The 12,530-nt window shown below is 73.6% G+C and carries 7 protein-coding genes; 5 read left to right on the top strand and 2 right to left on the bottom strand.

Features of this window, described 5'->3' with window-relative positions:
* The first annotated feature begins 64 nt into the window (after positions 1 to 64).
* From DMA15_RS14885 to DMA15_RS14875, 3 genes are all read left to right on the top strand, one after another.
* Complete coding sequence (locus DMA15_RS14885) at positions 65 to 1,060, top strand: SMI1/KNR4 family protein (RefSeq protein ID WP_125513229.1); 996 nt, start codon at positions 65 to 67, stop codon at positions 1,058 to 1,060.
* Between the two features lie 7 nt (positions 1,061 to 1,067).
* Complete coding sequence (locus DMA15_RS14880; protein WP_125513228.1) at positions 1,068 to 4,085, top strand: SUKH-4 family immunity protein; 3,018 nt, start codon at positions 1,068 to 1,070, stop codon at positions 4,083 to 4,085.
* Between the two features lie 236 nt (positions 4,086 to 4,321).
* Positions 4,322 to 5,224, top strand: a complete 903-nt coding sequence (locus DMA15_RS14875; RefSeq protein WP_125513227.1) for a cellulose-binding protein — start codon at positions 4,322 to 4,324, stop codon at positions 5,222 to 5,224.
* Between the two features lie 242 nt (positions 5,225 to 5,466).
* Here DMA15_RS14875 and DMA15_RS14870 read toward each other — a convergent pair whose 3' ends face one another.
* On the bottom strand, positions 5,467 to 7,005 hold the full coding sequence (locus tag DMA15_RS14870; protein ID WP_240659800.1) for an MDR family MFS transporter: 1,539 nt from the start codon (positions 7,003 to 7,005) through the stop codon (positions 5,467 to 5,469).
* A gap of 381 nt (positions 7,006 to 7,386) precedes the next feature.
* Between DMA15_RS14870 and DMA15_RS14865 the strand changes: the two genes are divergently transcribed.
* Positions 7,387 to 8,175, top strand: a complete 789-nt coding sequence (locus DMA15_RS14865; RefSeq protein ID WP_125513226.1) for an ABC transporter ATP-binding protein — start codon at positions 7,387 to 7,389, stop codon at positions 8,173 to 8,175.
* Complete coding sequence (locus tag DMA15_RS14860; protein ID WP_125513225.1) at positions 8,172 to 10,745, top strand: FtsX-like permease family protein; 2,574 nt, start codon at positions 8,172 to 8,174, stop codon at positions 10,743 to 10,745. The genes DMA15_RS14865 and DMA15_RS14860 overlap by 4 nt, the downstream gene beginning before the upstream one ends.
* A gap of 90 nt (positions 10,746 to 10,835) precedes the next feature.
* On the opposite strand, the gene DMA15_RS14855 is transcribed toward DMA15_RS14860, so the two are convergent.
* Entirely contained in the window at positions 10,836 to 12,293 is a 1,458-nt protein-coding gene (locus DMA15_RS14855; protein WP_125513224.1) for a DUF2079 domain-containing protein, read from the bottom strand.
* Positions 12,294 to 12,530 lie beyond the last annotated feature (237 nt).

Raw genomic sequence — 12,530 nt, 5'->3', positions numbered from 1 at the left:
GAAAATCCGCGGAACGAAATCCGCAGAATCAGAACTTTTCACCGTGCCGCAGGGGGCAACCGCCATGACGACAGGTCGGCTGGGGCAGCAGTCCGCGCCGCCGAACGCGGCCTACGCCGGGCAGGTCGTGCACTTCCCGGACCCGGTCCGCGCCGCCCGCCATCCCAGAGGGGTGCGGGTGGATGAGCGGGGCTATCCGGACTTCTCGCCGTACGCGCGTGCCGCCGCCGAGATCGCGGAGCCCCCGGAGGGCTTCGGCGTCGACGAACTGCGCCTGACCGACTACGTGTCGGCGAACGCGGCGATGGCGGCGGACGGCCACGATCTGTGGGACACGATCCCCGCGGTGGCGACCCCGCACGGCTGGACCTGGCACCACGTGCCGGACAGCCGCCGCCTGGAACTGGTACCGGTCGAGGTGAAGGCGCTGCTTCGGCACCACGGCGGCATCGCGACGACCGCCGTGGACCAGGACAAGCGCGGCACGCGCCCGCTCCAGGAGACGCGCCCCGCGCACTTCGGTCTGCCGAAGGCCGCGGTCGCGGTGACGGAGCAGCAGGTCCAGGGCGTCGAGGAGGACCTCGGCTACCGGCTCCCCGGCGCCTACCGCTCCTTCCTGAAGGCGGCGGGCGGCTGCGCGCCGGTCGGCGCGGCGCTCGACGCCGAGTTGGGCCTCCTGGTGGACCAGCCGTTCTTCACGGTGCGGGACGAGGCCGCGGTCAACGACCTGGTGTACGTCAACAAGTGCCTGCGCGACCATCTCACCAAGGACTACCTGGGAGTCGGCTTCGTGCAGGGCGGGCTGCTCGCGGTGAAGGTCAAGGGCGACCGGGTCGGTTCCGTGTGGTTCTGCGCGTACGACGACGTGCGGGACGTCTCGGAGGCGGCCGCGTGGCCTCCCGCGGAGCGGGTGCGGCGGCTGCTGCTGCCGTGCGGCGACGACTTCGACGCGTTCCTGGCGCGGCTCGCGGGCAATCCGCCGGAGCTGGAGACCGTGGCGAACCTGATGGTGGACGGCGGCTTCGCGCACGCCGTCCCCGTGTCCTCGGCTGGGGAGTGACTAGGCGATGGTGACCTTCGCGCAGGCGCAGGAGCGCGCCGAAGAGTGGATCAACGGCGAGGTGCCGGGCTATCAGCACCGGGAGGTGCGGGTCCGGGAGTTCGACCTCGGGTTCGTCGTCTGGGCCGAGGACCGCCAGGACGGTCCGGTCTCCGACGGCGGCGCCCAGCGGCTCGTCATCGCGCGGGACAGCGGCGAGGCCACGCTGTGGCCCTCGCTTCCCGTCGGCGAGGTGATCCGCCGGTACGAGGAGGAGTACGGGCTGCCGGACGCGGCACCGCAGGACGCGGTGGTGCCGCCGCCGGAGCGGGTCGACCTCAATCAGACGTCGTTCCTGCTGACGCCTCCGGAGTGGCTCCAGGAGGCGGCGGACAAGATGGGCATCCCGGACCGCAGGGGCGGTGGCTCGTCCGAGGGGGCGTCACCCGAGGGCGAGCGGGAGCCGTCCGACGCGGCGGCTTCCGGCGAGGCGGTGGCCTCCAGCGGGGCGTCGGCCTCCAGTGGGGCGTCGGCCTCCAGCGGGGCGTCGGCCTCCAGCGGGGCGGTGGATGACGGGAGTTCGGCTCCCGCGGAACCCGTCACGCCGGAGGGCGGTACGCCGTGGCCCGCGGCCGCCGCGCAGGGCGGGGACGCCGGGCCCGACCGCGACGACAGCCTGCCCGCGACGTCGCCGGGCGTGCCCGTGGGGGCGACCCCGTGGGCCGGTACGGACACCAACGCCGACGAGGGCGAGGACCTTTCGGTGGCGGCGCCCGCGACGGTGTTCGCGCCGCCGCTGGTCTCCGAGGACGGGGACGGGCCCCCGTCGCGGGGCGTGGCGCCGGACGCCAAGACGGCCCTGATGCACGGAGGCAGCCACCTCCCGGCGACCGCCATCGCTCCGGCCCTGGACGGCCCGTCCCCGGCGCCGGGTGCGCCGGACGCTTCCGCGTACGGGTACCCACAAGGTCCCGTTGCCTCCGGTGGCGGCGCCGGCTCCCCTACGCCGCCGCCCGCCGGTCCGCCGACCCCGCCTCCGCCGGGGGCCGATGCTTCCGCGTACGGGTATCCGCAGGGGCCCGGTGCTCCGGGTGGCGCTGGGGCGAACGCGCCGCTGCCGCCTGCCGGTTCGCCGACTCCGCCTCCGTCGGGGGCCGATGCTTCCGCGTACGGGTATCCGCAGGGGCCCGGTGCTCCGGGTGGTGCAGGGGCGAACGCGCCGCTGCCGCCCGCCGGTTCGCCGCTGCCTCCTGAGGGGGCGCCGGTTCCGCTTCCGCCTCCGCCGGGGGCCAACGCGCCGCTGCCGCCCGCCGGTTCGCCGACTCCGCCGCCGCCTTCGCCGGGTGCGCCGGATGCTTCCGCGTACGGCTATCCGCAAGGCCCCGGCGCCGGATCCGCTACGCCGCCGCCCGCCGGTCCGCCGACCCCGCCTCCGCCGGGGGCCGACGCCTCCGCGTACGGGTATCCGCAAGGGCCGCCCCCGGGAAGCACGCCGCCGCCCTCCGGGCCCGGCGCTCCCGGTACGCCCGCCGGTGGGTACGTACCGACGCAGCTCGTCTCCTCGCTCGGGCCCGACGGACCCAAGCCGCCCGGCACGCCTGCCGCGCCCGCGCCTCCGGGGTCGCCCGGCGCCCCCGGTACGCCTCCGGGCGGTGTCCACCACGCCGCGACGATGTTCGCCGACCCGAGCCTCGGCGGTCCTGGCGGTCCCGGCGCGCCCAAGCCGCCCGGCCCTCCGGGTGCCCCCGGCACGCCTGCCGCGCCCGCGCCTCCGGGCCCGCCCGGTGCCCCCGGTACGCCTCCCGGCGGTGTGCATCACGCCGCGACGATGTTCGCCGACGCGAGCCTCGGCGGGGTGCCCGGCGCGCCCAAGCCCCCGGGTGCTCCCGGCGCGCCCGGCACCCCGCCGCCCCCCGGCGGCGGCGTCCACCACGCCGCGACGATGCTGGCCGGTCCCGCGGTCGGCGGCCCGGGTGGCCCCGGCATGCCGCCGCCGCCCGCGCCGGCGCCCGCGCCCATGCGGCCGGGCCCGGCCGGACAGCCGTACGGCTATCCGCAGCCGCCCACCGGTCAGCCCACCGTCGGCCCCGGCTACCAGGCCGTGCTGCGCTACCGCGCGGCCGACGGCTCCGAGCAGCAGGTCATCCGGCGCTCGGCGCCCGGCACCCCGCACCCGGAGTGGCAGATCCTGCACGAGCTGCGCGGCATGAACGTGCCCCCGCAGCAGGTTCTGGAACTCCACACCGAGCTGGAGTCCTGCGAGCTGCCGGGCGCGTACTGCGCCCGGATGATCCGTGAGACCTGGCCGCAGGCGCGGATCACGTCCATCGCCCCGTACGGCAGGGACCACGCGTCCCGTCAGGGCGGCATGCAGCAACTCCTCGCGCACCAGGGGGAGTTGCACCAGGTCGCGGACGGCCCGGCGCGCCCGGCGCCGGTGCGCGCGCCGTTGCAGCCGATGCCGCCCGCCCCGCCGGTCCCGCCCGAGGGCGTCGCGCAGGAGCTGGCCGGGGCCTTCGGGCCCGGCGTCTTCCGCTTCGACCAGCGCGCGGTCTCCCGGCAGGGCGTGCCGGACATCGTGGCGCACACCCTCGTGGTGGCGGGCCTGCCCGTCGATTTCGGGCCGTTCTTCTGGGCGCAGGCCCAGCCGGGCAGGCCGGTGCCGACGCTGGCGGAGCTGGCGCAGGAGCGGGGCGTGCAGCCCGCGTCGGACGCGGGCTCGTATCTGGTGATGGGCAGCGACTTCGGCCGTGCGCTCTGTGTCCAGTACGGCACGGCGAACATCGTGGCCGTGCCGGTCGAGGCGGGCCCCGGCGGCGCCCCCGTGCCGCCGCAGTTCGTGAACACGGGGCTGCCCGAGTTCGCGCGCTGCCTGGCGCTGCTCGGCCGGATGTGGCGGCTGCGGTTCGGGCTCAACCAGGAGCAGGCGGGCCGCTGGACCGTCGACTTCCAGAACCAGCTGGCCGCCCTCGACCCGGCGGCGCTCGCGTCACCGGAGAGCTGGTGGTCGGTGCTCCTTGAGCAGATGTGGGACGGGCTCCTCTAGCAAGGGCGCGAGTGGAGTACGTACGCGGAAGGCGCCTGGCCCGGAAGACGGACCGGGCGCCTTCTGTCGCCTTCTGCCACCCTGTGTCGCCGCGATTCCGGCTTCCGGCGGCAATTGCCGCATCCTTGACCGGGTGGAGTGGGCGGAGTGTCGCGTTATGAGCGCTTCCGCTTGATCCATCAAGATGTGCGCCAATCGCGCTGTACGCGCGAGGTACGTCGGAGAGGGGTTCCAGGATGAGCAGCAGTGGCGCGTGGTCCTCGCCGCACGGCTTCACCACCGTGCGAGGGCGCGGTTACCGCCCCCAGCAGGTGGAGGCGTACGCCGACGGGCTTTCCGAGGAACGGGACGTGGCGTGGGAGCGCGCCGCCCGGCTCACCGTCCTCGCCAAGGACATGGAGGTCCAGGCCGAACACCTGCGGGACGCGGTGTCGCGGCTCGCCCCTCAGACGTACGAGACGCTCAGCGGGCGGGCGCGGCAGATCCTGGCGCTCGCCGAGGCGGAGGCGGCCGAGGTGCGGCAGGCGGCGCGGGCGGCGGCGCAGGCCGTGACGGAGGAGGCGGAGGCGGGGGCGCGCGGGGTGCGGGAGGCGGCTCGGGCGTACGCCGATGAGGTGGCCGCGGATGCCGACGAATGGGTCAGGCGGCGGTTGCTGGACGACCGGGCCACGGCCGACGACGCCCGGATCTCCGCCCGGCGGGATGTGAAGGAGTGGCGCGGCGAGGCGCTGGCCGCGCTGCGGGAGATGCGGCAGCGGTGCGAGGGGCTGCTCGCCGAGCAGGAGAAGGAGCAGGCCGAGCGGTGGGAGGCGGCCGAGCGGGAGATCGCCGAGCGCGAGGCGGTCTCGGACGCGCGGGACGCGGAGCGGATCGCCGCGGCGGAGGCCCGCCTCTCCGAGGCCAAGCGGGCCTTCGCGGAGGTGGAGGAGTCCGCCCGGCACGGCCAGGAGGACGCGGCGGCGCGGGGCGCGGAGGTCATCGCGGAGGCGAGGGTGCGGGAGGACCGGGTCACCCGGGAGACGGAGCGACTCCTGCGGGAGCACGGGGAGCGGTGGGACGAGGTACGGGCCCATATGGACCACGTGCGCTCCAGCCTGGCCGCCTTGACCGGCCGCACCCCCGCCGAGGAGACCCCCTAGCCGGGGTGCCGGTCCTCCCGGGTGGGCGTGGCAGCGTGCGGGTCGTTTGGGCCGGTCGCGCAGTTCCCCGCGCCCCTTACGGGGCCTTGGCCAGGGTGTATGACGTGCCGGTTGTACGTGGCTTGGCGCGCAGTTCCCCGCGCCCCTGACGGGGCGCCAGGCAGAGCCCCGTCAGGGGCGCGGGGAACTGCGCGATCAGCCACACACAACCCGCAGTTGGCACCAGGTGTTACCCCCCCGGCCTACTCAGGCCGCCGCGCGGGGGACACCTGGTCAGAGGGGGTCCGCCGCTGCTCCGGAAGGAGCGGAAAGCGTCTCGGCGCCAGGGCGAGGAGAACAAGCAGGGCCAGGCACGCCGCAGCCCCCGCCCCGAGGAACACCGCGTCGACCGCCCCGTCCACCGCCCTCCGCAACCGCTCCGGATCGGACACGGACCCGGGGTCGTCCAGGACGCGGGCGACCGAGTCGAGGGAGCCGGAGCCGCCGAGCCGCGCGCTCAGTACCCCGTTGGCCACCGCGCCGAAGAGCGCGGCGCCCAGGGTCTGGCCGATCTGGCGGCAGAAGAGGACGGACGCCGTGGCCGTGCCGCGCTCGGCCCAGTCGACGGTGGACTGGACGCCGACGATCAGCGGGAGCTGGAAGATGCCGAGGGCCGCGCCGAGGAGCAGCATGAGCAGGGCCGGCTGCCAGGCCGAGCCGGGGTAGGGGAGCAGCGGGAAGGCGAACATGATCAGGGCCGCCGCCGAGGCACCGATGGCCGCCGTGTTCCGGAAGCCGATCCTGCGGTACACGTGCTGGCTGAACGCGGCCGACACCGGCCAGCTCAGCGTCATCGCGGAGAGCACGAACCCCGCCGCGATCGGCGCGAGCCCGAGCACGGACTGGGCGTAGGTGGGCACGAAGACCGTGGGAGCGACCATCAGCAGACCGAGCGCGCCGAGCGCGAGGTTCACCGCGGCGATGGTCCGCCGCCGCCACACCCAGCCGGGGATGATCGGCTCCGCGGCCCGCCGCTCGACGAGGACGACGACACCCACCAGCGCGAGCCCCGCCGCGAAGAGCGCGAGCGAGGGCGCCGAGAGCCAGGCCCAGGCGACGCCGCCCTGCACGAGCGCGGTCAGCAGCACACCGCCGCAGGCGAAGACGGCGAGCGCGCCGGGCCAGTCGACGCGGCGCCGCGCCACCGGCTCCCGGGCCGGTTCGTGCAGGTGCCGCACGATCAGCCAGAGCGCGAACGCCCCGATCGGCAGGTTGATGAGGAAGATCCAGCGCCAGTCGGCGCAGGCGGCGATGAGCCCGCCGAGCGCGGGGCCCGCGATGGACGCGACGGCCCAGACCGTCGACAACTTCGCCTGGATCTTGGGGCGTTCCTTGAGCGGGTAGAGGTCGGCGGCGAGCGTCTGCACGGTGCCCTGGATGGCGCCGCCGCCAAGTCCCTGAACGACGCGGAAGGCGATGAGCGACTCCATGTTCCAGGCGAGCGCGCACAGCGCGGAGCCGAGGAGGAACAGGACGCTGCCCGCGACGAGTACGGGCTTGCGGCCGAAGGTGTCGGAGAGCTTGCCGTAGACGGGCAGGGTGACCGTGGCCGCGAGCAGGTACCCGGAGAAGAGCCAGGAGAAGATCGGGAAGCCGCCGAGGGAGCCGACGATCTGGGGGACGGCGGTCGACACGATCGTGGCGTCGACGGCGACCAGCGCCATGGACAGCATCAGCGCGGCGACGACCGCGCCCCGGCCCCGTATCGCGTCCTGCGTCCCCGTCTCCGTGCGCGTGCCCACGACGATTCCTTCCCCCTGCACCAGTTGCTGCGGGCCACCTTCTCACCCGCCGGGGGGTGGAGGGCAGGGTGCGACCAACCCTGAGCCGGCCTCCACCAGGGGGTGGAGATCCCCTAGGGGAACATCCGTACTTCGGATCGGGGCGGGTTCGTACCGCCGGAGGATGAGCGGGTCCCGGCCGGTCCTTAGATTGGCTTTACAGCGCGCCGCACGGGTGGGGGTGGGGTTTACCCCCGTAGAAGACTGCGCTGAGCACCAGCGCGCCGGACCCCTTCACGACACCAGACTTGTTCGCACGGCGAGCACATCGGGCCACGAGCACATCAAGGCATCCGCCTTACCGCATGACGGACACCGCATGACCGACATAGGAGACGTACCGTGACAACGGCTGTAACCACACCCAGGCACGGGGGCACGGGAGGGCGTACGGCCGTGGCGGCACGGGCACGCCAGGTCGTCAAGGCGTACGGCTCCGGGGAGACCAGGGTCGTCGCACTCGACCGGATCGACGTGGACATCGCCCGCGGGCACTTCACCGCGATCATGGGCCCCTCCGGCTCCGGCAAGTCCACCCTGATGCACTGCCTCGCCGGCCTCGACACCGTCACCTCCGGGCAGATCTACCTGGACGAGACCGAGATCACCGGCCTGAAGGACAAGAAGCTCACACGACTGCGCCGGGACCGGATCGGCTTCATCTTCCAGGCGTTCAACCTGCTCCCGACGCTCAACGCCCTGGAGAACATCACGCTCCCCATGGACATAGCGGGCCGCAAGCCCGACCGCGCCTGGCTCGACCAGGTCGTGGAGACCGTGGGCCTCGCCGGGCGCCTCAAGCACCGCCCGACCGAGCTCTCCGGCGGCCAGCAGCAGCGCGTCGCCGTGGCCCGCGCGCTCGCCTCCCAGCCCGAGATCATCTTCGGCGACGAGCCGACCGGAAACCTCGACTCCCGTGCGGGAGCCGAGGTGTTGGGCTTCCTGCGCCGCTCGGTCACCGACCTGGGCCAGACCATCGTGATGGTCACGCACGACCCGGTCGCCGCCTCCTACGCGGACCGGGTGCTGTATCTGGCCGACGGCCGGATCGTCGACGAGATGCACCACCCGACCGCCGACCAGGTCCTGGACCGCATGAAGTCCTTCGACGCGCGGGGGCGCACGTCATGACCGTCCTCAAGACCTCCCTGCGCAACTTCCTCGCGCACAAGGGGCGGATGGCGCTCTCCGCGGTCGCCGTCATCCTGTCGGTGGCGTTCGTGTGCGGCACGCTCGTCTTCTCCGACACCGTCTCCACCACCTTCGACAAGCTCTTCGCGGCCACCTCCGCGGATGTCACGGTCACCCCCAAGTCCGCCGAGGACACGGACGAGGGGCCGCGCAGCGGCAGGCCCGAGTCGATGCCCGCCTCCGTCGTCCAGGAGGCGAAGAGGGCCGAGGGCGTCAAGAGCGCCGAGGGCGCGGTCATCAGCCAGAGCGTGACCGTCGTCGACGCCGGGAACGAGAACGTCGGCCCCACCAACGGCGGCCCGACGCTCGCGGGCAACTGGACGCGCAACGACCTGCGTTCGATGGAGATCACCTCCGGCCACTCCCCGCGCGGCCCCACCGAGGTGATGGTCGACGCCGACACCGCCGACAAGCACGACCTGAAGATCGGCGACAAGCTGCGCACCATCGCCGCGACCGGCGACCACACCGCGAGGATCACCGGCATCGCCACCTTCAAGGTGACCAACCCCGGCGCCGCGGTCGTCTACTTCGACACGCCCACCGCCCAGCGCGAACTCCTCGGCGCCACCGGCCGGTTCACACACGTCAACCTCACCGCCCGGGCGGGCGTCAGCGACACCGAGCTGAAGGCGAGCGTCGCGGGCGCCCTCGACAAGGCCACGTACGACATCAAGACGCAGAAGGAGAGCGCGGACGACAACCGCGAGTCCGTCAGCGGCTTCCTGAACGTCATGAAGTACGCGATGCTCGGCTTCGCCGGGATCGCCTTCCTCGTCGGCATCTTCCTGATCATCAACACCTTCTCGATGCTGGTCGCCCAGCGCACCCGCGAGATCGGCCTGATGCGGGCCATCGGCTCCAGCCGCAAGCAGGTCAACCGCTCGGTGCTCATCGAGGCGCTGCTGCTCGGCGTGACCGGGTCGGTCCTCGGCGTCGGCGCGGGCATCGGTCTCGCCGTCGGCCTGATGAAGCTCATGTCCGGCATGGGCATGGAGCTGTCCACCGGTGACCTCACCGTCAGCTGGACGACGCCCGTCATCGGCATGGTCCTCGGCATCGTCGTCACCGTCCTCGCCGCCTACCTCCCCGCACGCCGGGCGGGCAAGGTCTCCCCGATGGCCGCCCTGCGCGACGCGGGCACCCCGGCCGACGGCAGGGCGAGCGTGCTGCGCGCCGTCATCGGCCTGGCCCTCACCGGCGTGGGCGCCCTCGGCCTCTACGCCGCCGCGCAGGCCGACAAGGCCAAGGAGGGGTCGCTCTTCCTCGGCGGCGGGGTCGTGCTCACCCTCATCGGCTTCGTCGTCATCGGCCCGGTGCTGGCCTCCGGTGTGGTCCGCGTGATCAGCGTGGTCCTGCTGCGGGCGTTCGGCCCCGTCGGACGGATGGCCGAGCGCAACGCCCTGCGCAACCCGCGCCGCACCGGCGCCACCGGCGCCGCCCTGATGATCGGCCTCGCGCTGGTCGCCTGCCTCTCCGTGGTCGGCTCCTCGATGGTCGCCTCCGCCACGGCCGAGCTGGACAAGTCGGTCGGCGCGGACTTCATCGTGCAGGGCAAGGGCGGGCTCACGGCCGAGGCCGAGCGGGCCCTCACCAAGACCCCGGGCGTCGACCACTTCAGCCGCTACAAGGACGTCGGCGCCGACATCACCACCCCCGACGGCAAGGTCACCAAGGGCGCGGGCCTCAGCGCCACCGACCCGACCTACGTCAAGGACCTGCGCCGCGAGGCCGTCTCCGGCGACGTGTCGGCCGCGTACGGCAAGGACGCCATGTCCGTGGGCGAGGACTTCGCCGACAAGCACCACCTGAAGGTCGGCGACACGCTGAAGGTCGCCTTCGACGACGGCCGCACCGGTGAGCTGAGGCTGGCGGCGATCACCTCCGACGAAGGCTCCCTCGAAAAGGGCGCGATGTACACCGACATCGCCACCGCGGAGCGGTACGTGCCCGCCGACCGGATGCCGCTCACCGAGATGGTGCTCGCCGAGGCGGCCGCCGGGCAGCAGGACAAGGCGTACGAGGCGCTCAAGAAGTCGCTGGCCGCCTACCCGCAGTTCGAGGTCATGGACCAGACCGACTTCAAGCAGACCCTGAAGGACCAGGTCGGCCAGATGCTGAACATGGTCTACGGCCTGCTGGGCCTCGCGATCATCGTCGCGATCCTCGGCGTGGTGAACACCCTGGCCCTCTCGGTGGTCGAGCGCACCCGGGAGATCGGCCTGATGCGGGCCATCGGCCTCTCGCGCCGCCAGCTGCGCCGCATGATCCGCATGGAGTCGGTGGTCATCGCCCTCTTCGGCGCGCTGCTCGGCCTCGGACTGGGGATGGGCTGGGGGGCGACGGCCCAGAAGCTCCTCGCTCTCGAAGGCCTGAAGGTCCTGGAGATCCCGTGGCCGACGATCATCGCGGTCTTCATCGGGTCGGCGTTCGTGGGCCTGTTCGCCGCCCTGGTCCCGGCGTTCCGTGCGGGCCGGATGAACGTCCTGAACGCGATCGCCACCGAATAGCCACCGCGACGGGGGTGCGGGGGAAACAGGCCCCGGCGGACGCGCGGCGACGCGTGCCCGCCGGGGCCTGCTCGCACGCGCGGCCCCGCCTCAGACCTTGCGCAGCAGTACGTATCCGTAGGCGGTGTCCTCCGCCACGTAATCGGCACCGGGGTGCAGCTTCTCCGCGTACGCGACCGGGTCCTTGGTCCAGCCGGAGCGCACGTCGAGGGCGAAGTACCGGGGGACGACCGGGTGGGCGGCGCCCACCCAGAAGACGCGGGCGCGGGAGGTGAGCCTGCTGATGGGCCCTATGTTCGCCTCGACGGTGGCGCCGTCCGGCACCCGGTCGAGCATCCGCTCCACCGCGGTGACGCGCCCGCTCTTCTCGTACGTCCTCGCCTCGGTGAGGCCCGCCAGCGGCAGGGAGGTCGTCAGGGCCAGCGCGGCGGCGGCCGCGCAGGCCGGCAGCCGGTCGGCGTACTGCCGCAGCCACGGCCGCTCATTGCGGCGCAGGATGTCGACGGCGTCGACGAGGGCGAGCAGGATCACCGGCATCAGGACGGCGCTGTAATGCCAGTCGGTGCCCCAGTAGTGGTCGTCGGCGGAGAGGAAGCGCCAGCCGAGCGTGGGCAGCGCCACCAGCAGCAGCGGTGAGCGCAGGGCGAGGAGCCCGGTGGTGGGGACAAGCAGCCAGGCGAGCGTACGCAGCTTGGTGTCCAGCCCGCCGAGCGCCCCGGCGGCCGCGCCGCCCTCGCCGACCTTGTCCCAGTAGTCGTACGCGCCCCCCGAGTTGAACGCGGGAATGACCAGGGTGAGCGTCACTAGGGTGGCGACGGCGCCGAAGGCCGTGACGGCAAGGGCGTAGGGCACGGCCTTGGAGTGGCCGCGGCGGTGGGCGCGGATCGCGACGACGAGCCCGATGGCGGCGAGCGTCACCCCCAGGTCCTCCTTGACGAGGACCAGCGGCAGCGCCCACAGCAGCGCCGCCCGCCAGCGCTGGCGCAGCAGGGCTTCGAGGGAGAACGCGATCAGCGGTACGGCGAAGCAGATCTCGTGGAAGTCGAAGTCGGCGGCGCGCTGGATCCCCCAGGAGAGCCCGTAGGCGACCCCGATCGCCAGGCCCGAGCCGCGCCCGAGCAGCCGGGTCGCGGCGCGCGTGACGGGGATCGCGGAGACGGCGAGCAGCAGCGCCTGCGCGACGAGCAGCGTGAGGGGCGAGGGGAAGAGCCGGTAGGCGGGCGCGAGCAGCGCGGTGACGGGGCTGAAGTGGTCGCCGAGGATGTTGGCGCCGGGCCCCTTGAGGTCGGCGACCGGCACCTGGAGGTGGGCGTAGGCCCGCACGGCCTGCTCGAAGATGCCCAGATCCCAGGAACGGCTCTCCATGCGCCGGTAGCGCCCGATGGACACGGTGGCGTACGCGAGGAACAGCGCGGCGGCGAGAAGATGCGGGGCGCGGTCCCAGACGGAGCGGGTCCCCTTGCGGGGGCCGGGAGAGGTCTGGTCCCGCGACGGTATGAGCCCATCGCCGCGCACCGGGGCGGGGGCGTCGGGCTGTGCTCCGGGCATGGGCGTCGCTTCCTCGTAGGCGGGGGGCAACAGCAGCCCCGTATTCAGCCCCTCGGGGGTCCCCCCGGACGGAGTCCGGGGGAGATTGAGGAGCGGGGTCCGGGGCGGAGCCCCGTGGCAGGACGACAGCCCCGCCGTCGGAACATTGTGCGTCAGACAAGCCCCGCCCCCGCCAGGCGCCCCGAGCCGAGGCCCCGCACCGGGAGCCCCGGAAGTCGTAGGCTGGAGCTCCCCCCG

Origin of the sequence: Streptomyces sp. WAC 01529 (assembly GCF_003945545.1) — a bacterium.
In the GTDB taxonomy this organism is placed as follows: Bacteria; Actinomycetota; Actinomycetes; order Streptomycetales; family Streptomycetaceae; genus Streptomyces; species Streptomyces anatolicus.
The sequence above is the reverse complement of the archived record's forward strand: the minus strand, read 5'-3'. Positions and strand labels throughout refer to the sequence as shown.